This window comes from Psychrobacter phenylpyruvicus DSM 7000 = NBRC 102152, assembly GCF_000685805.1.
Classification (GTDB): domain Bacteria; phylum Pseudomonadota; class Gammaproteobacteria; order Pseudomonadales; family Moraxellaceae; genus Psychrobacter; species Psychrobacter phenylpyruvicus.
Window position 1 is genome coordinate 41,496 of sequence record NZ_JMKP01000003.1, and the last position, 23,576, is coordinate 65,071.

A 23,576-nucleotide genomic window follows, 5' to 3' on the forward strand; every position below is an offset into this window, starting at 1 on the left:
ACGGATACGATAGCCTGGTAAGTTTTAGCTCAATTATTCATTATGTCGGCTGTTTTTTGTCTCTTTTACAGCAGATTGCTCAGTCTGCTCTAGGTCATCTGGCTCCTCCGGGGGATTTAATTGTTCTTCCCATTTTTTTAGATTTTTTATGATTTTGCCAAATAAGCTGGCTTTGCGATAGCGGCCTTTTTTATTGATAGTATCAACGGGCATGTCCGCCAAGATAGTGAGCGCTTCACTTAAGCTTTTGACCCCATAGATATGGAATTTCTTTGCTTTAACGGCTTCTATAATATCATCACGAAGCATAAGTTGAGAGATATTGGCGTAAGGTAGGATGACGCCTTGCTCCCCAGTTAGCCCTTGGTGTGAGCAGGCATCAAAAAAACCAGCTACTTTGGCATTAATTCCACCCACGGCTTGGACTCGGCCCAATTGGTTCATAGAGCCAGTAATACCTAGGGCTTGAGAGATAGGGACCTCTGCTAAAGCGGATAATAGAGCACAGGCTTCTGCTAAAGTGGCACTGTCGCCATCAATATGAGCATAACTTTGTTCAAAGGCCAAGGACGCGGTGAAGTTTAAGGGGTGGTAGGGGCTAAACAAGGCGCGTAAATAGCTGTTCATAATCAGCATGCCTTTGGCGTGTAGGCTTCCTCCAAGCTCCACATCTCTTTCAATATCTAAGATATCACCTGAGCCTACGCTATGCTGCACCACAGCGGTTAATAAAGCGGGCATACCAAATTCACTGTCTGCATAATCAATGATGGTTAACGCATTAATTTGACCGATGGCACTGCCTGTGGTACTAATCAGCTGTTGACCATCGGTAATCTCTTGCAGGTACAACTCTTTTAGATAGCTTGAGCGAAAGCTTATATCGTTGATGGCTTGCTTTACCTGAAGGTAGGTGACCAGCTCAGCCTGATCTTTCGTTGCCAAGCGGTCTGCCTCTAACATGACTTGAATTAGACTATCGCTATGCAAACTTAGTTTGTTTTGATCTTCAGACAATAAGCTCAAAAACTCTAGTACTGCCGCTTGGGCCGAGCTATCGAAATGTTTAATCTTATATTTGGCAATAATGTCAGCCATTTTGGCGACCATTTCTAGCTCATTATCAATTGAGCGAACCACCTCCTCATGGAAGTCGGCTCGAATTTTAAATAAGGATAAAAACTCCCCGTCTTGCTCTGCATATTGATCGTATAAATCAGACTCACCGAGCAAAATAATCTTGTTCTCTAATGGGATAGGCTCAGGGGTGAGTAGGTTGTCCCCTAGAGTAGTATTGTGACTGACTTCGATAGGGCTTAGCTCGGCAGTTCTCAGTGCCAACTTCAACCCATGCCAAGCTTCAGGGTACTCGCTGATGTGTGAGGCTTCTATGATCAAAAAGCCACCATTGGCTCTGTGTAATGCCCCTGGCTGAATCATCATATGATTGCTGATGGTACAGCCTGTTTGCAAGGTTTGATTGATTTTACCTAGTAGGTTACTGTGGCAGGGATTAGGTTCAAAGACAATAGGAGCACCGTCTGGCGTTTGGGTCTGGTTTTGTTTTAAGGCATACTCTGAGTGTGATTTAGGGCCTACTGAGCTAATGATGTTAATGTTATATCTGTCCGGTATTTGCTGATTGTGTGCAGGAACAAAGCGTGGGTCTTTGGCTTGTAGGATAAGCTGAGCATTGATAATTAGGTCTTGTTGTAACAGCTGTAAATAGCCTACCAACTTAGCATTGCTACTATAAGCATCCACTAATTTCACAAAATAAGGTGCAATAACTTCTGCAGCAGTATTGTTAGCTTTTTGAGCTAAATAATTTTGAGCTAAATCACTTTTTTTATTATCTTTACGGGTTTGATCAGCGCCGTTGTTATCTAAAAGCATCAAAGCTGCGGTTAAATGATGCCAAATTTCGACCAACTCCGCCGACAGTTTAGGTGCAGTGCCGGGCTCTAAGGCAATAGCTAACGGAGAGTTGGGACAGTTAAAGTTATAACCGTAAATCCAATCTTTTAAAAGTGTTTGTTTATGACCTTTATTACACAGGTATTGAGTAATAAAGGTTCTTTTGCCCAGACCATTGGCACCCACTGCAAAGACGTTATAGCCTCCAGCGGTGATATCAAAGGCGGTATTTAAGGCGGAGATAGAGCGCTGTTGACCGAAGCCACAATTTAAGCGGGCCGCTAATTTGGTAGAGGCGGGCAGGACGCTAGGGTCACTGTGTTTTTTTAATTTGACCGAATCTACTTTGCAGTTGTGCTTAATTTGGGTTACTGTTTTAGTGGCTAAGGCAGTTCGCTGTTGTTTGGTTAAGTGAGTCATTGTCTGGTTCGAGGTGTTGAGTTTTTTTGTATTTGCATTAACATACGGCTCCTTAAAACTAGAGTTTAAGTCTGAACTGGTCGAATGTGAGCCAGTTTGGGTCTTATGGGGGCTCTTAGGAGCTTTGTTTTTAGGATTCGTAGCATTGCTAGAAAAAGACATAGTCGGCTCAGATCAAATAGAAAATTAACATTAAAAATAATATTGAGTATATCGCATGATAGACATGGGATAACATCTAAAAAAATTACGAACGTGTTATAATGCCACGCTAAACCCTTTGGCTTGAGATAAACCCATAAATTGGCTGTATTATAGTACAGTATGGTAGCGATAAAATGATGAACACCACTGAGTTTCAAGTGATATCTAATCAATATCAAGAGCTTGATAAACTTTTGCTTGATTCAATTGAACAGTTAAAGCTAGAAATTAGTGCCGAACAGCGCGGGAAGTTGATGCTGTATTTAGACAAGCTATTGTTCTGGAACAAAGCTTATAATCTAACTGCAATTAAACAGCCAAGAGAAGCTTTGATCAAGCATATTATTGACTGCTTAGCCATAATACCGCATCTAAAATCTGGTAAGCTTTTAGATATTGGAACGGGAGCAGGTTTACCTGGAGTGGTTATTGCTATTTGTGAGCCAGACCGTGAAGTGACGGTGCTTGATAGCAACCAAAAAAAGATTCGTTTTATTCGTCAATCGGTGTCTGAGCTTAAATTAACTAACGTTACGCCTGTGGCTAGCCGAATTGAAAATTTTTTACCGCAAGAGCATGAAAAATTTGCCGTCATCACCTCTAGAGCTTTCGCCAGTTTAACTGACTTTGTAGAAGCTGCTGAACCAAGATTGGCGCAAGGGGGCTGGCTACAAGCCATGAAGGGATTAATTCCTGAGCCAGAAGATATGAATGCTTTGATTGATGAGTGGCAGATAGAGCATATTGCTTTGGACGTACCTCATTTGCATGAAACTCGGCATTTAACTGAATTGGTTAAAAAAAGCGTCTAGAAAACCAATAGTCTGATTTTAGATGACAGACAGTAAGAGGCTAAGTTAACCAATTATCCAATTAATATTATAATAACTATTTAAATCAACCTGCTTTATTGAGGTAGAAGAGTAACCCTATGGAAATTCTGGCAATAGCAAATCAGAAAGGCGGTGTGGGTAAAACCACAACAGCAGTGAACTTGGCCGCAAGCCTTGCAGGTCGACGCAAAAAAGTATTGCTTATTGACTTAGATCCACAAGGTAACGCCACATCAGGCACTGGGCTTGAAAAATTGGCATTAGAATTGACTATAGCTGATGTTTTATTAGATGGTATAGATTTAAAGGATGCTATCTACCGCAGTCCTGCAGGATTTGATGTGGTGGGTGCCAATCGTGATCTGTCTGGTATTGATATCACTTTAATGGGCAAAAGTGACAGTCATCTGCTATTAAGTAACGCCATGCAAAATATTGGCGATTATGACTATGTGATCATTGACTGCGCGCCAAGTCTTAATTTGCTGACCATTAATGCTATGGTAGCGACGCAAGGCGTTATTATTCCTATGCAATGTGAGTATTATGCCCTTGAAGGCTTGGCAGATTTGTCCCAAACTATTGACAGATTAAAAGAGCTTAACCCTGAGCTACACATACGCGGCGTGTTAAGAACTCTATTTGACTCTCGTAATACTTTAGCTAATGATGTCTCAGCAGAGCTTGAATCACACTTCGGTGATTTGATGTTCAAAACCGTTATTCCAAGAAACGTGCGTTTGGCTGAAGCACCTGCGCATGGTATGCCGGTACTGGATTATGAGAAAAGCTCAAAAGGGGCTCAAGCCTATCGTAAACTGGCCACAGAAATCATCAAACAAAGTCGCCAGCTGTCTCAACAAACAGACTAGCTTTAGTCTGTTTATTCGCTAACTAAGCGGTTAATGACAAGCAAGCAGCGTAAATCCAACTTAATAATTAGTTATTAGTGGCATTAAATGGTGTTTGCGCTTGCAAGCGACACACAATTCATTAAAATGAGGCTCCCTCAAAGGGCGTAATCATTTTTTGTAATTTTTATTTTTTATAGCTTTTAGAGTTTAAGAGGTTAAAGTAGGGGCTTGATTCAGCAACTATAAAACCACTTAATAGTTCAGGTAAGCAGGTGTAGAGGATAACCAACATGGCAAAAAAGCGTGGATTAGCTGCAAACCGAGGGTTAGATGCTCTACTCGGGTCTATCAAAAAAGAAAAAGCAATCACAGCTGCCGCTTTACGTGATGACTTACAAGTTGATCGCGAGGCTAAAGACTCGCCTGTTCAAACTGAGCCGATACAAAAACAAACTGCGACTAAAAAAACAGCTACCCGAAAAAAAGCTGCGGTAAGTAAAGCCGAAATTACTATCAATAAGCCTGCCAATGATGCTCTTGATGAAGAGATGACCTTGGTACAGATGGATGTTGAACGTTTGCAAGCTGGTAAATATCAGCCTAGACGTGATATGAGTGAGACGGCTTTGGCTGAGTTGGCATCCTCTATTAAGCAGCATGGGGTCATGCAGCCTATTGTTATTCGACCTTTATTGGCGAATGAAGAAAAGTTGTCAGATAGCATTACTCACGAAATTATTGCTGGTGAGCGTCGCTGGCGAGCAGCTAAATTAGCAGGTCAGGACACCATTCCTGCTATCGAACGGGCTTTATCCGATGAGTTGGCTATTGCGCTGGCACTAATTGAAAATATTCAACGCGAAGACTTGTCGGTAATTGAGCAAGCTGCTGCATTACAGCGCTTCCATACTGAATTTGGTATGAGTCATGCCATGATTGCTGAGGTAGTTGGTAAAGCCAGAACCACTGTCTCAAACTTGCTACGCCTTAATCATTTGCATGAAGAGGTAAAAACTCATTTGAGTGAAGGCCATCTAGATATGGGTCATGCTCGTGCATTGTTATCATTATCCTCTGAGCAACAGCCTATTATTGCTGAGAAGATCATTGAAGCTTCTATGACTGTGCGTGATGCTGAGAAACTGGTTAAGTCTATTCTTAATCCAGAAAAGCCTAGTAAGCCCGCCTCGCAAAATGCAGATGCAGAGATTGAGAAGCTGAATCAACAGTTGTCTGACTATCTAGGCGCTACTGTGAAGCTAAAGCAAAAGAAGGGTGGTAAAGGCAGCATGGAGATTTTCTTTCATAGCCACGAAGAACTAGAGGCTTTATTAAAGCACTTTAAATCATAATCTAACGTATTGGACATATTCTCTACACTTCCCAAGATTAATATATAGACAATAGTCTCGGGGTCCATTAAGAGGCTTTGTGGTATTAATATAAAGTTGTAATCCATCGAATTATTGTACGGATACTTTATATGGTGTTTATACCTTAATTGTGTATAGCACAGACGACGGTACCAGCCACAGACTGCTCTATAGTTAGCTTAAAATGAACTTTATAAAAAAGGCATATGATGACAAAACCATCACCTAAAGATGCATCGTCCACCTCTTCCAAAGGTCGCAATGACCAGGAATCAAACTTATTACAACCTAAGCTTAAATTACAAAGTCCTTCAGGAACCCAGACCTACCTAAGGTTGATGCAATATATCAAGCCGTACTGGTGGGCTATTGCCCTTACTATTATTGGCTTTGGTATTAATTCAGCGACTGAAATTGGTATCGCCAAACTGATTCAATTCATTACTGATGCAATTAATGATGGCACTCAGTCTCAGCTTAATCTGTTTCCTTTTTTGATTATCCTGTTGTTTTTTATTCGGGGTGTGGGTTCTTTTTTAGGGAACTATTTCTCAGCGCTAATTTCAAGGAACCTGGTCTATAAGCTACGAGTTGAAGTGTTCGATAAGCTACTGCGCTTGCCCAACGCTTTTTTCTTAGCCAATCCTGCGGGCACCATTTCTTCAAAGCTTATTTTTGATGTAGAACAAGTCACAGCCGCTAGTACCGATTCACTGAAAACTTTAATACGTGACGGTATGACAGTTGTCGCTTTGATGGGATATCTGCTGTATACCAACTGGCGTTTGACATTGATTTTATTCTTAGTGTTACCGCCCATTTTATGGTTGATTCAAAAGGCTTCAAAACGCTATTTAAAACTGTCAAAAGGCATTCAGAAGTCGATGGGTGATGTGAGCCACATTACTAATGAGGTGATTGGCGGTTATCAGGTTGTCAAAAATTATGGCGGGCAGAGCTATGAACAGGCACGTTTTGAAAAAGCTTCGGTTGATAACCTAAAACAAGGTATGAAGATTGTTGTCACCAATAGCATTAATACGCCAGCAGTACAGCTGCTAATGGCATTGGCATTCTCCGTGGTGATTTGGTTGGCGCTAAGACCAGAGGTGATAGCTAATACCACCGCAGGGGAATTTATTGCTTATCTGACTGCTGCAGGCTTATTAAGTAAGCCGGTAAGAACTTTGACTGATATTAACGAGAAGCTACAAAGAGGGATTGCTGCCGGTGCCTCTATTTTTGCGTTACTTGATGAGGAAGAAGAGCAAGATCTAGGAACGCATATCGAACGCGTTAAAGGTGAGATAGTCTTTGATAATGTCTCCATGTGTTATCCAGATGGCACCAAAGCTTTAGAGGACTTTAGCCTAACTATTGGGTCGGGTGAGACCGTAGCGTTTGTGGGTAAAAGTGGCGCTGGTAAAACCACCTTGGTTAATTTGTTAACCCGTACCTTAGAGCCAAATACTGGTAACATATATATCGACGGCATGCCTATTGAAAATATTGCTTTAAGCTCACTGCGCTCTCAGATTGGTATGGTTAACCAGCAGGTAGTGTTGTTCAATGACAGTGTCCGTCATAACATTGCGTATGGCGATTTAGCAGTGAAGAGTGAAGAGCAGCTGATCTCAGCGGCTAAAGCTGCCTATGCCCATGACTTTATTATGCAGCTGCCTCAGGGCTACGATAGTGACATTGGCTCAGAAGGACTTCAGTTATCAGGGGGACAACGCCAAAGACTGTCTATCGCTCGTGCATTATTAAAAGATGCGCCAATATTGATATTGGATGAGGCGACCAGTGCCCTCGACAATGAGTCTGAGTACTATATCCAACAAGCCTTAGAAAACGTGATGAAAGATCGCACCACTTTGGTGATTGCACACCGCCTTACTACCATTGAATCAGCTGATAAAATTGTGGTTATGGATAAAGGTAGGATTGTTGAAACTGGAACCCATGAAGAGTTGATGTCACTATCAGGCCGTTATGCTCATATGTATGATAGAGACTTTACAGAAAGTCAGCTGGACAATGATGAATAATAAAGTAATGAATAATAAATGGTTAGATGAGCCACTTATTTAGTTAAATCAAGTTTTTTGTTTGACTTTATCCTTTGTTTAGTCCCGCTCTTTGTTTAATAAAGGGTTATTGATAACTCTTAGTAACTGATGGTTGATGATTGACTATGGTAAGCCACCGTAAAATCAACAATAGCGATAATGACGATAGCACGCCTTTTAACTTAGAGCTTGCTATAGTTGATGCTTGGCAAAAAGAAGCGTGGTGGTTATGGTTATTATTGCCGGTTAGTGGTTTATATGGGGCCATTACTGGTATCAGGCGTAAGCTATATCAAAAAGGGATTCTGTCTAGCTACCAAGCTCCTGTCCCCGTTATGGTGGTGGGTAATATCACAGTCGGAGGCAGTGGCAAAACCCCACTGATTATCGAGCTGGTGACTTACTTACAACATCAAGGAGTTAAAGTAGGTGTCATCAGTAGGGGTTATGGCGGTGATGAGTCGTTGATGCCACAGATTGTCACCTCACACAGCAAGCCTGAAGAAGTGGGTGATGAACCTTGTTTGATTGTGCGTGAAACTGGGGCAGCAGTTGCAGTCTGCCCCAACCGTCAACAAGCGATAGAGCTTTTATTAAAGCAGCAACCAGACACTCAGTTGATCATAGCCGATGATGGTCTACAGCACTACAAGATGCAGCGAGATATTGAGTGGGTGGTTGTAGACAGCGCCAGAGGTTTCGGGAATAAGCAGCTATTGCCCGCAGGGTTTTTAAGAGAGCCGATAAGTCGCTTACAGGGAACCACAGTTATTTATCACGAGCGTACTGAATGCTCTAAAACCCGAACTGAAAACAGCGAAGACAGACTTAGCATGCACCTGCAACCAGCCTCTTTGCAGCCGCTAATCGAGGGCCAGCCAAGTCTGAGTAATATCAATAGTGTTTATGCAGTGAGTGGTATAGGCTATCCACAGCGTTTTTTTAATACTTTAACAGACTTAGGATACCAAGTAGAGCCAAGACCTAAGCCTGATCATCATAGCTTTGGGGTAGAGGACTTACTGCCGTTAGCCGACAAACCTATTATCATTACCTCAAAAGATGCGGTGAAGATAGCCCCTCTGGTCAATGCCAGTCCACAGCTACAAAGCTTATCTATTTGGGTGTTGCCAGTAAATGCAGTGCTTAGCCCAAACAGTTATTTAACTTTGAGCAAACAGCTAAATGCACTCGGCATTCATAGTTAAGATTAAGCTGCTTAATTTGCAAATAGTTATTATTAAATCATTATCTAAATAAATCATCATCTATAAGTAGAGAGAAGTCCGATGAACTCAACTGATATCAAAGCTTCAGAGCCTAAGGTTCATATTGTTATCCCGGCACGATTTAAGAGTACGCGGTTACCAGGTAAGCCTCTACTGCTGATACATGGCAAACCAATGATCTTATGGGTAGCACAAAAGGCGAGCCAAGCCACGTTTGCAGATGACTTATGTATTGCTACCGATGATGATAGGATTGCTGAGGTCTGCCGTGACGCAGGCTATGATGTGGTAATGACCGATGCTAGTCATGCGTCAGGTACCGACAGATTGAGTGAGGTCGCTAAAATTAAGGGCTGGGATGCTGAGGATATCGTGGTTAATATGCAGGGCGATGAGCCTTTGGTACCACCAGCACTATTGCAGCAAGTCAAAGATTTATTGCTGCATAAGCCTGAATGTGTGATGGCCACGTTATACGAGCCTATTTTAGATTACCAAGAGTTTATGCGCCCCTCAGTGGTCAAAGTAGTAACCGATAATTTACAAAACGCTTTGTATTTCAGCCGTGCTCCCATACCTTGCGATAGAAATCATGCTTTAGCTATGGCCCAAAACAACGAGCAAGCAGAAGCAAACGGCGCTAATGAAATGCCTCAGCTTGAGGTGCCTAATAATGCTTATAGGCACTTAGGCATCTATGCTTATAAAGTGAAGCTATTACAAAACTTTGTGCAATGGGCGCCAGGTGTTTTGGAGAATTTGGAAAGTCTTGAGCAACTGCGAGTATTAGAAAATGGTGAAAAAATCGCCATAGCTGAAGCCAGTGTGCAGCTGCCACCCGGGGTGGATATGCAGCAAGATTTAGATCGATTAAATGCACTGCCTATCAGTGAGTTACAGTAATTATTTTTATTACTTTTTTATCTCAAGCTGAGTTAATCCAAAGGCAAATATAGGGCAAGAGAGTGAATTATGAAACAGCAACTTAACTCCGATGAAAGTGTTTATTTCGCCCCTTTATTGCCTTGGCAACAGTCTGCTTGGGATCATCTTCTATCACGTTATGAGCGTTTGCCACACGGATTGCTGTTTGCAGGTATGCAGGGCATAGGCAAAAGGGCCTTTGTCTGGCGCTTTGTGGCTTGGCTGTTATGTGATAATAGAATGCAAACTGTAGACAGTCCTAATCAGCAGGGTGCTTGTGGTCATTGCCAGAGCTGTCAATGGTTACAGTCAGGGACTCATCCTGATTTACAAGTATTGCCCTTATCAAGCTTGCCGGTCAGTCAAGACAGTGAAGTCAAAGAGCCGACCAAAAAATCAAAAGGCACTTCTAAAAGCTCACAGAAAAAAAACAGTTCAGTCGCCTCAGAGCCTGCCAAAACCTCTATTAAAGTAGATGATATTCGTGAACTACAGCCCTTTATCAGTCAGGGCAGCAGTGGTCGCAGAGTTTGTGTTATCGACAATGCCGATATGATGACAGTGGCTGCAGCAAACGCTTTGTTAAAAACTTTAGAAGAGCCACGGGATGGCATTCATTTATTATTAGTTACTGATTGGCCAACGAAGCTATTACCGACGATTAAAAGCCGGGTGCAGCAAGTAGCGATAGATCATATTCAGTTGGATAAAGTAACGGCTTATATTAGCGATTATATAAAAAGCAATAAAGTCATCGACTATGAAACTGAAAGCCAATTAGCTACGCAAGTTGAACAGGCATTAAAGCTGTCTAATGGAGCTCCTTTAGCGGCGATAGATATGCTAGGTAGTGAGTGGTATAAATTTCGAGATACGTGGATTAAGGTTTGGCTAGCATTAAGGGTGGGTAAGCGCAGTAGCATAGCCGCTAGTGATTATTGGCAACAAAACTTAGCAATAGATGACTTTATCAAGCTGTCGGAATTTATGCTGATGGATTTTAGTCGTCAAAGCTTGGGGTTGAAGCCCTTACAAACTGATTTAGAATTGGCAGAATACGCTTCTATTAATAGCCTTAGTTTGGACAGTATTCAACAGCTGATGAGCCTAATCGAAGATATCAAATTATCTAGTTATCAAAATGTACAACCAAAAATGGCCTACGATAGATTGTTATCAGGCATAGCAGCTCTTTAATACAGAACCAACAGCGCAATTCAAAATAGAAATAAAAACCAACGAATAGTACAACTAAGCCAGCCCTTATTGTCATAGTAACCACAAAAAAAGAGTCCAAATTAATTTGGACTCTTTTTTTATCTAAGCTATTTGTTTAGTTACTAATGATTAAGTTACTAAAAAAAGCTTATTTTTCAAGGATACAAGTTACGCCCTGACCACCTGCAGCACAGATAGAAATTAGAGCACGGCCCGAGCCTTTTTGATCCAGTAGTTTCGCAGCAGTGGCTAGGATACGACCGCCTGTTGCCGCAAATGGGTGGCCTGCAGCTAATGATGAGCCATTAACGTTCAGCTTGCTACGATCGATTGAACCTAGAGCTTTATCTAGACCTAAACGCTCTTTACAGAAAGTTTCATCTTCCCAAGCGGCTAGGGTTGATAGTACTTGTGAGGCAAAAGCTTCGTGGATTTCATAGAAATCGAAATCTTGAAGGGTTAAGCCTGCACGCTCAAGCATACGAGGTACCGCGTAAGCAGGCGCCATTAATAGGCCTTCTTTAGGACCACTTTTACCTACGAAGTCTACAGCAGCAGTTTCTTGGTGCACAATGTAAGCCAATGGTTTTAGACCATGAGCTTCGGCCCATTCATCAGTACCTAGTAGTACACAAGAAGCACCATCAGTTAGTGGGGTAGAGTTAGCTGCCGTCATAGTTGGGTTAGCGTTACGCTTACCGAACACAGGCTTCAAGGAAGCAAGTTTTTCTAATGAAGAGTCTGGACGTAAGTTGTTATCACGAGTCAGACCTTTATAAGGAGTGATTAGGTCGTCAAAGAAACCTTCATCATAAGCACGGGCTAGGTTGTGATGACTGTTCACTGCTAACTCATCTTGATCTTCACGAGAGATGTTCCACTCTAAAGCAGTAATGGCTTGATGCTCACCCATTGATAAGCCAGTGCGAGGCTCACCATTTTGAGGTGCATCAATAAGCTCTTTAGGGTTGATGCTAGTTAAAGCAGCTAAGCGTTGTTTGTTAGTCTTAGCAGCACCCAGTTTGATTAGTGCTTTACGCAGACCATCACCTACAGCGATAGGAGCGTCAGAAGTAGTATCTACACCACCAGTAATGGCAGAGTCGATAATACCTAAAGCAATTTTGTTGCTGGCTGCAAAAGTTGCTTGAAGACCAGTACCACAAGCTTGAGAAACATCATAAGCAGGGGTTTGTGGGTCAAGAGCTGTGTTTAGAGCAGACTCACGTGTTAGGTTTAAGTCACGGCTTAATTTTAGAACAGCACCAGCAACCACTTCACCAACACGTTCGCCTTGAAGTTCATAACGCTCAACTAGACCGTTAAGAGCGGCACTTAACATATCAATGTTGCTGGCATCAGAGTAAGCACCGTTTGAGCGAGCAAATGGAATACGGTTACCACCTAAAATGGCTACACGGCGGGGAAGGGCTGAGGTTTTTGAAGCATCAGACATTAATTTTTCCTTATTGTCAGTGGGTTTGTTATTAGAATCTTTTGTAGACTCATCAGATTTAGACGGTTTATTATCGTCCTTTTTAGCTGATTTCTTTTCTTGCTTAGTAGATTTTTTCTTGGCCGCAGATTTATCTTTTGTTTGCTCTTGGCTGTCTTCTTCCGAGTTTTGTGGTTTAGAATCTTTTGTGCTCTCTGTAGACTGATTGATTTGTGAGTCATCAGCTTCTAGTTCTTCTAATTCTTTTTCTTCTGCAGCTTGGGCTTTGGCTTCTTCGATAATTCTTTGTTTGGCCGCTCTATCTTTACTAATCACTGCATCTTCTTCTGATTTCTGAGAAGTACTCACTTCATTTTGTAGATCAGAGAAGTCAACGGACGACTTCGTTTGTTTCGTATCGTCAGTGCTGGCAGTATTTTCATCTAATAAAGATTGACCTGCTTTACTCACCACAGTGGAGGTTACTGCGGAGTTGGTATCTGCTTGCTTGTTGTTAGAATCTGACTTACTCATTTAATATCCTTATATCTTAAGACTTAATAAAAGCCGCTTATTTATGATTAATTATTCAGTTATGCCATGTTAGTACTTAGACCATAAGAAAACATTAACTGAGTTCATAGAGACAATTTTAACATTGTTACTAAAGCATTGTGGCGAATGTTGTTCTATAATAATATAATGTTATGGTTGCAACGGCTAATCATAACATTAGGTTTAATTTTATCACATCACCAATAATTGGCAATCTTATATCGTTGTATAATGATAGTAAGTGGTTAACAGTGTGAAGCAAGTGTTGCTGAGAGAGCCTTAAAGTGAGGTTTTTTAACAAAAAAATGCGTCCGAATTCTGGTAGAATTTTTTGAAATAAGCAGTTGTAAGCTTTGGAGCATGAACTCAATAGTCGTATTTTTTTATGTAATAAGTCTCATTAAGATTGAAAATATAGGGTGATTTAAAATATATCCCAACTATTTTTTGCTGAATTAAGCCCTTAAACATGTGTTTTCATGTTTATAAAATTGGCCAAGTGAATTGGCTGTGTTGTGTAAAGCTACGCAGTTATCTTCGCGTTTTTTTTATAACTAATAACCAATCATTAATATAACTAGGAGATTTTATGTCAGATCGCTATGGAGAGTTTGTTCAGTCGCCACTAGGTAAAAAAGTGGCTAAAAACCTAGGTTTACCTCTACCAACTAAGTTAGATCGTTTTGAGGCGGGCGAGAAAGTCGTTCGTGGTAGCGTACTATTTGGTTCTGCTGCCGGTGAAGATAATAGTGTCAGTGAAGCTGTCGCTACGGTATTAAATAAGCTTCATGCCGAGGTGTATGTAGCTGCTGATGATGCTAACAAAGCTACCTTAACTGGTGCTGGTGTTGAAGCCAAAGGCAGTGAAAATAATAGTGATAAGTATAAAGTGCTTATCTTTGATGCCAGTAACATTGCTTTTGCCCCAGACCTAAAGCAAATGTATGACTTCTTCCACCCAGTAGCTCGTCAGGTTGAGAAGTCTGGCCGAGTAATCATTATCGGTCGTCCACCAGAAGAGTGTGAGTCTATTGGCGAAGCTTTGGCGCAAAGAGCCCTTGAAGGTTTTGTTAAGTCTGTCGGTAAAGAGTTTAAAAACGGTATTACCTCGCAGCTACTCTATGTTAGTAAAGGGGCTGAAGCGAATATCGAATCTACCTTACGTTTCTTCATCTCTGCTCGCTCAGCTTACGTTTCAGGTCAAGTGGTTCGTATTGGTGAAGGCAAAGTACAAGAGCTTGATTGGTCGAAACCTTTTGCCGGTAAAACAGTTCTAGTGACCGGTGCTAGCCGTGGTATTGGTGAATCAATGGCGCGAGTATTGGCTCGTGACGGCGCTCACGTGATTTGCTTAGATATTCCACAGCAGCAAGCAGACCTACAAAAAGTAGCTGGTGAAATCGGAGGCTCTACGCTTGCTCTAGATATCACAGCTGAAGATGCAGGTGAGAAAATTGCTGAAGCCGCTGCCAAACGCAATGGCTTAGATGGTATCGTACATAATGCGGGTGTAACTCGTGATAAGACCCTAGCTAAGATGGATGAAAACCAGTGGAATATGGTTATCGATATTAACTTACAAAGTATCGCTGCCATCAACGACTACCTGTTTGAGAATGATGTGTTAAATGAAGATGCCCGCATTGTTTGTGTGTCTTCAATCTCAGGTATCGCTGGTAACCTAGGTCAAACCAACTATGCAACTTCTAAAGCTGGGGTTATCGGTCTGGTTCAGGCCACTGCTAAGAAGCTAAAAGAAGATGGCAAAGGCATAACTATTAACGCCGTTGCTCCTGGCTTCATCGAGACGCAAATGACTGCGGCTATCCCATTAACCATTCGTGAAGCAGGTCGCCGTATGAACTCTATGAGCCAAGGCGGGCTACCAATTGACGTTGCTGAAGCAACTGCTTGGTTGGCGACTCCAGCTTCAGGTGGGGTTAACGGTAATATCGTTCGAGTTTGTGGTCAAAGCTTATTAGGCGCTTAATCCGCTTTATTAAGCTATATAGGATATCAACTGCTAGCTGAGTATAAACCCTTGGCTATCTTTGATATTTGCGCTAAAGGGCCATCATTACGATGGCTCTTTTTATAATAATTTGCTATTACCTATACATTAATAATAAGGATTAATTATGACCATTCGTGAATTTAAGAGCTTACCTGAAGCTAGCCAAACCTATCCAAAAGTTATCAAATCATTGTTACCTGTCGTTGGCGGCAATAAAAAAGCTAAGAAAAATGTATTACCTGAAGCCACCTATTCAGTAAATGAGCTAAAAGTTAATAAGACTAACTTGCAAAATTATCGCCGTATTTGTGGTTTTGCTGATAACGGTCAAATTCCACCCACCTATTTTGCGGTGTTGTCTCAGTCTTTACAAATGAATATGATGGTAGATGAGGCTTTCCCTTTTGCTATGTTAGGTCTGGTACACGTGGCCAACTCAGTTACCCAGCATCGTCGTATCGCTGATTCAGAAGTGGTGTCTATGCGAGTTAGCTTTGCCAACCTACGTGATCATGACAAAGGCAAACAGTTTGACTTTGTTACCGAAGTTTATAGCGACGAAGAGTTGGTATGGGAAGGCACATCGACTTACTTATCTCGTCAAAAAACTGAGAACTCAGGCGATAAAAACAGTAAGCCAAAAACAGTTAACCAAAAACCTGCTGCTGCTAAAGATGACTTGCACAGTATCTTTGCAGTTCCAGAGGATATTGGACGCCGTTATGCCAAAATCTCAGGTGACTTTAACCTAATTCATATTCATGCTGTAACTGCTAAAGCCTTTGGTTTCCCCAAAGCCATTGCTCATGGCATGTGGTCAAAAGCCAAGTGTTTAAGTTTAATGGACTTACCAGAGGCGTATACTGTGGATGTGGCTTTCAAATTACCGATCCTTCTACCATCAGAAGTTGAGTTAATTGGTGATAATTTGAACAAGCTGCAACAGTCTGGCACTGTTGAATTTGATCTATATAGTGCCAAAAACGATAAACCGCATCTGGCAGGTACTATCAAAAAACTGTAAGCTTTAAAACAGTAGCAAGATAAATTATCATTGTTATATTTATTAGGATTCAGCCAAGGCTTATTGTTTTGGCTGAATTTATTACGTTTTTAAGGGAAAAAATATGGCCAATGAGGTTGCAGCAACAGCAGAAAGTACTGAAAACCAACAACAAGAACCACTGTCATTACAAGCTTCGCTAGAGCAAGTATTAGACAATGCTAAGTTCCCGGATGCTAATACTGTAGTAACGGGTAAACTGTCTCCAGAAAAGATTACTAAAATTGCTGAGGCGGGTATAGAGCACATCATCAATCTACAGCCTGAGTCTGAGCTGAGCTTTGATGAAAAGTCTGCGGTAGAAGCGGCTGGTATTCATTATACTCACTTGCCTATTGCAGGGGCTGATGATCTAAAGCAAATCAATCTGTTGGAGTTTGATAAAGCGTTACGAGCGCATCATGGCAAAAAAACTTTACTTCATTGTGGTTCAGGCAATAGAGTAGGCGCTTGTATAGCCTTGCGTGCTGGGTGGCTGCGCGGTCGTAAGATGGATACTGCTATGCAGCGTGGTAAGGAGCATGGTTTAGGTAGTCTGGAAGAGGAAGTTCGCATGCGTTTATTGGTGCCTCGCTAATATTTGCCCTTGTTAATAATTGATGGTCTTTAACTGACTGTCTTTAATAACAGGTTGCTTTTAATGACTGGCTGCCTTTAACAATAGACTGTCATTTGCCAAATAGACGCTCAAAGTAGGCCTTTTATAGTCTGCTCATCTCATTTCTTAAAATTTAGTTTTAGAGTTAATTTATGGATAATCTGCAAGCTCAATTAACCCAATTGATGAAAAATTTACAGCTAGAGGACGCGCCGGCGGGCGGATCTGTGGTGGTTTATCATAAGGGAGAGTTGATTGCACAGGCCAATGTTGGCTACGCCGTACCCCAAATTCCATGGAGCAAAGATACTTTGTCGCTCAACTTTTCTACCGGAAAAGGGGTGTTGGTAACGCTGATTCATATCCTTGTATCTCATAACCTACTGGACTATGACCAACCATTGGCAAAGTACTGGCCAGAGTTTGCAGCAAATGGTAAGCAGGACATCACTTTGAGCCAAGTGCTTACTCATCAATCCGGGCTATTTAATATTCAAGCCATAACCGATACAGCAGAGGATATGCTGGATTGGACACAGATGTTAAATCGGGTTGAGGCGATGAGTCCTAGGATTCCAGCCAATGAGCAGGCGACAAGTGCTTATAGTGCTCTAGTTTCTGGCTGGGTATTGGGAGGTCTGATAGAAAAAGTAACCAAGCAAACGCTGAATGAAGTTATCGATGAATATTTGGCACAACCGCTGGGTATAGAAGGTAGCCTCTACTTTGGAGTCCCTCAGCAAAAGCTGGCTAATGTGGCTACTTTGGCTAAGAACTTTGAGGACTTCGAGAGCTTTATCGGATTAACAGACGACTCACAGTCAGATTCCTCTGCCCCTAAAAAAAGAAGTGCTAAGCCTAAGCTGCGCTCTGATAGTGAGCAGACTTTACAAGTTTATCAAAATCTGATGGCTTATCCGTGTTGGCAGAGTGCTTATGAGCAGCAAGATGTTGATAAGCCAATATTAAATACCTTGGATATTGCCAATTTATATTTTGATATGAGTAGCATCCAAATGCAAGACTTTAAGTATGCTTTAGTGCCTGCTGGCCGCTCGGGTTTTAATTATTATACTGCTGATGCACTGATGGCAAAGATACCCGCAGCAAATAATGTGGCTTCAGCTGATGCGCTGGCTAAGATGTATGCCATGCTTGCCAATAAAGGGCGCTGGCAGGGTAAACAGTTTATATCTGAGCAAGTATTTCAGCAAATGTCACAGATTCATGTCAAAGGTGCAGATGCCATTATGCCAGCCGCTAATCCGCACAGTATGCAGTGGCGTCTGGGTTATCATAGAGTCTTTAGCCGCTGCTTTAATGATGAGGAGCTAAGCTGTGCCTTTGGTCACATGGGCTACAATGGTTCAGTGGCTTGGTGTGATGTTAAGCGGGAGCTTGCTGTGGCCTACGTCCATAATTATGATGTGGTCATGAGTACCGATATTCGCCAGTTTGCGATTACCGAAACCATTTTGCAATGGCTTGATAAACAAAGCTAGTTGATTATTTTACTCACTGACAGCTTTAAGTTACTTTGTTCCAGTAGACAGCTTCATCAACATGGGCGCAGTTACGCCATGGATAAAGATTGAGCCAATCACTACGATGGAACAAATAACCCATAAATCGTTGGCTTCAGTAGGATCAAAAACGCCCTTATTTAGCGCATAAGCCAAATAGTAAAAAGTACCTATGCCCCGTATGCCTAAGCTCGCAATAGCGAAACGTTGTTTATGAGGTAAGCTCAAGCCTGTTAAGCCTATCCAGCCTGCAAGGGGGCGTACTAATAGCAATATAATTAGGCTCGCTGCATAAACTTGCCAAGTTAGCTCTACCCCAGAACTAAGTCCTTGACCCAGTGCCATTCCAAAGATAACCAACACTAATGACATCAATAAACCTTCTGATTGCTCGGCAAAGTCATGCAATTCCTCATGGTAATCATGGCCATGTTGGGTACGTCTAAAAGCAAATGCCGCCACAAACACTGCAATAAAGCCATAGCCATGAATAAACTCGGCCAATCCATAAGCGAGAAGAGTAATGGCGATGACTAGGTAGCCTTGTGACATTACTGTCTCTTTAGTTCTATTGGAAAAAACAATACGGCCAATAAATTTTCCGACGGCTATACCAATAGCTAGACCTGCTGCAATTCGCCAAACCACATCCATAGTAAACCAATCAAATAGTAGACTTTCGGTTACCTTGTCGGTGGTAGTGAATTGCTCTGCAATTTTGATAGCAAGGTAAACAAAAGGGAAGGCAAGACCGTCATTAAGACCCGCTTCTGAGGTTAGCGTAAAACGAGGTAAGTCTTCTCCATCACCATTAGGGGGACCCACTTGAACACTAGCGGCCAGTACAGGGTCGGTCGGTGCTAATACCGCTCCAAGTAGTAGCGCTGCGCCTAGACTTAAACTAAATATATAATGACCCAATGCGGCCATAGCCACGATACATAAAGGCATGGTTATCAGTAACAAACGTATAGTAGGTCGCCATCTTTGGTATTTAAGAGGGGTATCAAGTTTAATACCTGCACCAACTAACGACACCAAAACTACCAGTTCACAAAGTTTTTCGACAAACGTGCCATTATCAATAGGACTTAAAAAAGGAAAGCTGGTCCAAAAGTAACCCATAATCAAGCCAAATATAACCTGTAACATGGGTAAAGACAGGGGCAAACGTTTTAAAAAATAAGGAGCAAGCCCTCCCATCAAAAAAGCAATGCCGCAAACTAATAAAAAGTGGTTGTAGTTTTCTATCATAATGACCCAATTACTTTAGAAGGTGGAAGGTAGTAATTTTATCTACCTCAATTTATCTGCATAAAACAGCAAACCGACCCTTATGTTTGGGGTGAGCCAGACCAGAAATCTCAGCGGCAGATAAATAAATTATAAAATATTAAGGGCAGTCATAATGAAGCAATAACCAACAAAAACCGTTATTCTTTAGTTAATGGAAACAAATAAGCTTAGTAGTTTGGTAAATTCGAAATCTTGAAACGGCTTTTTTTAAATGAAGTAATTTTTATAAGTCACTTCAAAACAGTAGGGGCACTGCCAGCTTTATTTTACGCATTAAAAAAGCCAGCCGAAGCTGACTTTTTTACAATGACCATGTTTTACAGTTTAACGCTCAACTTGGCTCACATCACGGATAGCACCGGTGTCAGCACTGGTAGTCATGGCAGCATAAGCGCGTAGAGCTTGGCTCACATAACGTTCACGGTTAACCGGCTTCCAAGCTTTACTGCCACGAGCTTCCATTTCTTCTCTGCGTTTAGCAAGATCGCTATCAGAGATTTCAAGATTGATACTACGGTTCGGGATATCAATGTGGATAGTATCACCTTCCTCAACTAGGCCAATAGCACCACCTTCAGCCGCTTCTGGGCTGGCATGACCGATTGATAGACCAGAGGTACCACCAGAGAAGCGACCATCGGTTAGTAACGCACATTCTTTACCCAAACCTTTCGACTTCAAGTAAGAAGTGGGGTATAGCATCTCTTGCATACCCGGACCACCTTTTGGTCCCTCATAGCGAATGATAACGATATCACCGGCTACTACTTTATCTGCCAAGATAGCATCGACCGCTTCATCTTGTGATTCAAATACACGGGCACGACCGGTAAAAGTTAAAATGCTTTCATCTACACCGGCAGTTTTTACCACACAGCCACGCTCAGCAATATTACCAAACAACACTGCTAGACCGCCATCGGTAGAGTAAGCGTTTTCGACAGAACGAATACAGCCAGATTCACGGTTTAGATCAAGGTTTGACCAAGCTTTGTTTTGGGAGAATGCTTGAGTGGTACGCACACCACCTGGTGCTGCGATATAAAGGTCACGAGCTGCTTCATGGTTAGGATGATCCGTATTCATCACATCCCACATCTCTAAAGCTTCTTGCAGGGTACTGCTATGTACAGTTGGAATGTCTGTGGTTAATAGCCCAGCGCGGTTTAGCTCAGCCAAGATGGCCAATACTCCGCCGGCACGATGCACATCTTCCATGTGGTATTTTTGGGTAGCAGGAGCAACTTTTGACAAGCACGGCACACGGCGACTTAACTGGTCGATATCTGCCATCTTAAAGTCAACTTCCGCTTCGTGTGCTGCTGCTAATAAATGCAAGATGGTATTGGTTGAGCCGCCCATAGCGATATCTAAGCTCATGGCGTTTTCGAAAGCGGCTTTGGTAGCGATAGAGCGTGGCAATACCGACTCATCATCTTGCTCATAGCGACGTTTGGCTAGATCGACAATGCGGCGACCGGCCTCAAGGAACAAGGCTTCACGTTTGGCATGAGTAGCCAGTAAGGAGCCGTTACCTGGAAGTGATAAACCCAAAGCTTCGGTCAAGCAGTTCATCGAGTTGGCAGTGAACATACCCGAACATGAGCCACAAGTTGGGCAAGCTGAGCGCTCAATTTCTAACACATCAGCATCGCTAACATTATCGTCAGCGGCGTCAATCATAGCGTCTACTAAGTCAAGCTTACGGATTTTTTTGCCATCTTCATTTACTGGAGCATCTAGATTGTGGCTTGGCGCTAAGTCTTCGGCCAATACTTTACCTGCCTCCATTGGGCCGCCTGAAACAAAGATCACTGGGATATTTAGGCGCATAGCTGCCATTAACATACCTGGAGTAATTTTGTCACAGTTGGAGATACACACTAAAGCGTCTGCACAGTGAGCATTTACCATGTACTCTACTGAGTCTGCAATTAAGTCGCGGCTAGGCAAAGAGTACAGCATGCCGCTATGACCCATCGCAATACCGTCATCGACAGCAATGGTATTGAATTCTTTGGCAACACCGCCGACTCTTTCAATCTCTCTTGCTACCAATTGTCCCATATCTTTTAGATGGACATGACCTGGCACAAACTGAGTAAATGAGTTGGCAATGGCAATAATAGGTTTGTCAAAATCACCATCAGTCATACCCGTGGCACGCCATAAAGCACGAGCGCCTGCCATATTACGGCCTGAAGTTGAAGTCTTAGAGCGGTATTGCATACAACATCCTTTTTATCTTTAGAGGTTCATTTACTATCGGCTATTGTAACCTATTAATCCGATTTTGGTTAAAGCAAATAAGATTGTCTATCTATAACCTAATATTATGATTCATTTGGCTAAATTACTATACCAGTCTTTGGCTAATAGCCTCTTGCAAATTAGCAATATGGGACTTGTTTTCTTCTAATAAGGCCAAAGTAGCCAAACCATACTCCCCAGGTAATAGTTGATATTCTGGCAACTGTGGAATTTCTATCCATTCAGGATCAACCGTCATGATCAGCGGTTTGCTGCCTTTATTGAGCACAAAAATATCGCCATAAAAATGCCAGTCTTGCATCGAAGCTTCTATTGCCTTGTCAGCGGTCGCAGTATAGACAGGATCATAGTCTTTGGCAGTATTGGTGAATTTTAGCCTCAGTGCAATCTGTAGCCGCTCGCAAAACATAACCAAAGTACCTGTTATTTTTACCATCCAAGGAGTAGGGACTAAGGCAGCATCTATACCCAGCAGCTCAGCCGCCTGTCGTGCTGACATGGGTGTTTGAAATTGCTTTAACAGATTGCCGGTTAAAGGGTGCAACTGCTTTAGCTCATCAGATAGGGCATCATGATGATAAATAAACGGCAATAGCTGTTCTTGAGTTACTGACTTGTCTATAATTTTGCAATTATGAACCTGCCAAGGTGTCTCTTTATCACTTAATAGCTCATTTAGTATTAAGGTATTAGGGTTGGTTAGCAAGCTGTCGGTCGCAGAAGTCTGATGGGTTTCATCGTTAGTAGGCACAGACTCTAGGCTTGCCGTAATATTGAGGTCAGTATGCTCAGGAGAAGATGTTGCTGTCCCAAAGCTTGTGTCTGTGGTCATAATTTAACTCTCGTGATGAATTGCTTTATTATTTGTTGATAGGGTGTAGCGGGATATCGCCTGCAAGACGCTTTTGGATGTTTGACAGCAACTGTTTGGTTACAGCTAAATCACTGATTGGCGTTTCTGGTGTCGCAGCTAAGTCTACAAAGTCTTCTAGTTTTAACATTTTCATTCCTGCATAGCCACACGGATTAATGGCATTAAATACTGCCAAGTCACAAGTCAGGTTTAAGGCAATGCCATGATAACTAAAACCATGCTTAATCTTAAAGCCTAGGGAGGCTATCTTACCTAACATTAAATCGTCGTTATTGTAGATATACACCCCAGGGGCATCACGCCGAGATTTGGCATAAAATTGATGTTGTGAGTCCTGAGCCAAGCAGCTGTTTAACACATCTTCGATACTTTGTTCAGCATGGGATACCATATCACGGACTGACCAATTGGCCTCGTTCAAATCAATTAGCCAATATAATACCAGTTGTCCCTTGCCATGCCAGGTCACTTGTCCGCCGCGGTCGGTGTGAATAATCGGTGTATCTACCCGTTGTAAAATGTGCTCCTCTTTGCCTGCCTGACCCAAGGTATAAACATCATTATGCTCAACTACCCATAGCTCATCTGGGGTTGTGATACCTTGTTTCTTACTCTCAATACGCGACAAAGTAGTGTTTAGCATGGCATCATGAGTGCCATTATAGTCGGCATTTAATAGAGTTCGAATGATTGGAGCATTATTTGGAGTAGGGTTTGGGCTAGTATTGTTATTCATTTTAAAACAGCCATAATCAACTAATTTTTAGTTTTAAGAGACAGATTGTTATAAATAAATTCACCATCAACAGCAGTGAAAGTTTTAAACACCCTATGATAACTAAAAAAGGCAAGGTTTGGGGTAAGTTTCTTATAATCAAAGACAGCAATATTAGGTCTAATGCA

Annotated in this window: 17 protein-coding genes; 11 read left to right on the forward strand and 6 right to left on the reverse strand. The window is 42.0% G+C overall.

The genetic code is table 11. The features are described 5' to 3' along the window. Window positions 1-33: 33 nt before the first annotated feature. A complete protein-coding gene (locus G561_RS13760; protein ID WP_115343021.1) occupies window positions 34-2,337 on the reverse strand; it encodes a Lon protease family protein in 2,304 nt (767 codons plus the stop codon). Window positions 2,338-2,675: 338 nt separating this feature from the next. Between G561_RS13760 and rsmG the strand changes: the two genes are divergently transcribed. From rsmG to G561_RS0101750, 7 genes are all read left to right on the forward strand, one after another. Next, window positions 2,676-3,353, forward strand: a complete 678-nt coding sequence (gene rsmG, locus G561_RS0101720) for a 16S rRNA (guanine(527)-N(7))-methyltransferase RsmG (RefSeq protein ID WP_028858010.1) — start codon at window positions 2,676-2,678, stop codon at window positions 3,351-3,353. A gap of 119 nt (window positions 3,354-3,472) precedes the next feature. Beyond that, the gene (locus G561_RS0101725) at window positions 3,473-4,246 is read left to right on the forward strand and encodes a ParA family protein (RefSeq protein ID WP_028858011.1); all 774 of its coding nucleotides are present in this window, start codon (window positions 3,473-3,475) and stop codon (window positions 4,244-4,246) included. Window positions 4,247-4,518: 272 nt separating this feature from the next. Continuing rightward, the gene (locus tag G561_RS0101730) at window positions 4,519-5,580 is read left to right on the forward strand and encodes a ParB/RepB/Spo0J family partition protein (RefSeq protein WP_028858012.1); all 1,062 of its coding nucleotides are present in this window, start codon (window positions 4,519-4,521) and stop codon (window positions 5,578-5,580) included. Between the two features lie 227 nt (window positions 5,581-5,807). Next, window positions 5,808-7,652, forward strand: coding sequence for a lipid A export permease/ATP-binding protein MsbA (gene msbA / locus G561_RS0101735; RefSeq protein ID WP_373277676.1), 1,845 nt, complete (start codon window positions 5,808-5,810; stop codon window positions 7,650-7,652). A gap of 146 nt (window positions 7,653-7,798) precedes the next feature. Beyond that, complete coding sequence (gene lpxK / locus G561_RS0101740; protein ID WP_051584309.1) at window positions 7,799-8,881, forward strand: tetraacyldisaccharide 4'-kinase; 1,083 nt, start codon at window positions 7,799-7,801, stop codon at window positions 8,879-8,881. A gap of 81 nt (window positions 8,882-8,962) precedes the next feature. Further along, on the forward strand, window positions 8,963-9,805 hold the full coding sequence (gene kdsB / locus G561_RS0101745; RefSeq protein ID WP_028858015.1) for a 3-deoxy-manno-octulosonate cytidylyltransferase: 843 nt from the start codon (window positions 8,963-8,965) through the stop codon (window positions 9,803-9,805). A 69-nt stretch (window positions 9,806-9,874) separates the two neighbouring features. Continuing rightward, on the forward strand, window positions 9,875-11,023 hold the full coding sequence (locus G561_RS0101750; protein ID WP_028858016.1) for a DNA polymerase III subunit: 1,149 nt from the start codon (window positions 9,875-9,877) through the stop codon (window positions 11,021-11,023). A 169-nt stretch (window positions 11,024-11,192) separates the two neighbouring features. Here G561_RS0101750 and G561_RS0101755 read toward each other — a convergent pair whose 3' ends face one another. After that, window positions 11,193-13,013 (reverse strand): acetyl-CoA C-acetyltransferase, encoded by a 1,821-nt coding sequence (locus G561_RS0101755; protein ID WP_028858017.1) that lies wholly within the window; start codon window positions 13,011-13,013, stop codon window positions 11,193-11,195. A 610-nt stretch (window positions 13,014-13,623) separates the two neighbouring features. On the opposite strand from G561_RS0101755, the gene G561_RS0101760 reads away from it, so the two are divergent. From G561_RS0101760 to G561_RS0101775, 4 genes are all read left to right on the forward strand, one after another. Further along, window positions 13,624-15,024, forward strand: a complete 1,401-nt coding sequence (locus G561_RS0101760; protein WP_028858018.1) for a 3-oxoacyl-ACP reductase — start codon at window positions 13,624-13,626, stop codon at window positions 15,022-15,024. A 148-nt stretch (window positions 15,025-15,172) separates the two neighbouring features. Next, window positions 15,173-16,072 (forward strand): MaoC family dehydratase, encoded by a 900-nt coding sequence (locus G561_RS0101765; RefSeq protein ID WP_028858019.1) that lies wholly within the window; start codon window positions 15,173-15,175, stop codon window positions 16,070-16,072. 103 nt (window positions 16,073-16,175) lie between these two features. Continuing rightward, window positions 16,176-16,688 carry a protein tyrosine phosphatase family protein gene (locus G561_RS0101770; protein WP_028858020.1) on the forward strand — a complete coding sequence of 171 codons (513 nt, stop codon included), beginning with the start codon at window positions 16,176-16,178 and terminating at the stop codon, window positions 16,686-16,688. A gap of 173 nt (window positions 16,689-16,861) precedes the next feature. Next, entirely contained in the window at window positions 16,862-18,211 is a 1,350-nt protein-coding gene (locus tag G561_RS0101775) for a serine hydrolase domain-containing protein (protein ID WP_028858021.1), read from the forward strand. A 30-nt stretch (window positions 18,212-18,241) separates the two neighbouring features. Here G561_RS0101775 and G561_RS0101780 read toward each other — a convergent pair whose 3' ends face one another. From G561_RS0101780 to lipB, 4 genes are all read right to left on the reverse strand, one after another. Continuing rightward, window positions 18,242-19,486: a cation:proton antiporter gene (locus G561_RS0101780; protein ID WP_028858022.1), complete on the reverse strand. Its 1,245-nt coding sequence runs from the start codon at window positions 19,484-19,486 to the stop codon at window positions 18,242-18,244. A gap of 366 nt (window positions 19,487-19,852) precedes the next feature. Further along, a complete protein-coding gene (gene ilvD, locus G561_RS0101785; RefSeq protein ID WP_028858023.1) occupies window positions 19,853-21,757 on the reverse strand; it encodes a dihydroxy-acid dehydratase in 1,905 nt (634 codons plus the stop codon). Window positions 21,758-21,884: 127 nt separating this feature from the next. Continuing rightward, a complete protein-coding gene (locus tag G561_RS0101790; protein ID WP_028858024.1) occupies window positions 21,885-22,631 on the reverse strand; it encodes a hypothetical protein in 747 nt (248 codons plus the stop codon). Window positions 22,632-22,659: 28 nt separating this feature from the next. Next, window positions 22,660-23,409, reverse strand: coding sequence for a lipoyl(octanoyl) transferase LipB (gene lipB / locus G561_RS0101795; RefSeq protein ID WP_028858025.1), 750 nt, complete (start codon window positions 23,407-23,409; stop codon window positions 22,660-22,662). Between the last annotated feature and the right edge of the window lie 167 nt (window positions 23,410-23,576).

Coding starts and splice junctions, on each gene's coding strand:
- G561_RS0101775 (WP_028858021.1), top strand. CDS start 16,862: ATGGATAATCTGCAAGCTCAATTAACCCAATTGATGAAAAATTTACAG.
- lipB (WP_028858025.1), bottom strand. CDS start 23,409: ATGAATAACAATACTAGCCCAAACCCTACTCCAAATAATGCTCCAATC.
- G561_RS0101780 (WP_028858022.1), bottom strand. CDS start 19,486: ATGATAGAAAACTACAACCACTTTTTATTAGTTTGCGGCATTGCTTTT.
- G561_RS0101760 (WP_028858018.1), top strand. CDS start 13,624: ATGTCAGATCGCTATGGAGAGTTTGTTCAGTCGCCACTAGGTAAAAAA.
- G561_RS0101750 (WP_028858016.1), top strand. CDS start 9,875: ATGAAACAGCAACTTAACTCCGATGAAAGTGTTTATTTCGCCCCTTTA.
- G561_RS0101725 (WP_028858011.1), top strand. CDS start 3,473: ATGGAAATTCTGGCAATAGCAAATCAGAAAGGCGGTGTGGGTAAAACC.
- ilvD (WP_028858023.1), bottom strand. CDS start 21,757: ATGCAATACCGCTCTAAGACTTCAACTTCAGGCCGTAATATGGCAGGC.
- kdsB (WP_028858015.1), top strand. CDS start 8,963: ATGAACTCAACTGATATCAAAGCTTCAGAGCCTAAGGTTCATATTGTT.
- lpxK (WP_051584309.1), top strand. CDS start 7,799: ATGGTAAGCCACCGTAAAATCAACAATAGCGATAATGACGATAGCACG.
- G561_RS0101755 (WP_028858017.1), bottom strand. CDS start 13,013: ATGAGTAAGTCAGATTCTAACAACAAGCAAGCAGATACCAACTCCGCA.
- msbA (WP_373277676.1), top strand. CDS start 5,808: ATGATGACAAAACCATCACCTAAAGATGCATCGTCCACCTCTTCCAAA.
- G561_RS0101730 (WP_028858012.1), top strand. CDS start 4,519: ATGGCAAAAAAGCGTGGATTAGCTGCAAACCGAGGGTTAGATGCTCTA.
- G561_RS13760 (WP_115343021.1), bottom strand. CDS start 2,337: ATGACTCACTTAACCAAACAACAGCGAACTGCCTTAGCCACTAAAACA.
- rsmG (WP_028858010.1), top strand. CDS start 2,676: ATGATGAACACCACTGAGTTTCAAGTGATATCTAATCAATATCAAGAG.
- G561_RS0101790 (WP_028858024.1), bottom strand. CDS start 22,631: ATGACCACAGACACAAGCTTTGGGACAGCAACATCTTCTCCTGAGCAT.
- G561_RS0101770 (WP_028858020.1), top strand. CDS start 16,176: ATGGCCAATGAGGTTGCAGCAACAGCAGAAAGTACTGAAAACCAACAA.
- G561_RS0101765 (WP_028858019.1), top strand. CDS start 15,173: ATGACCATTCGTGAATTTAAGAGCTTACCTGAAGCTAGCCAAACCTAT.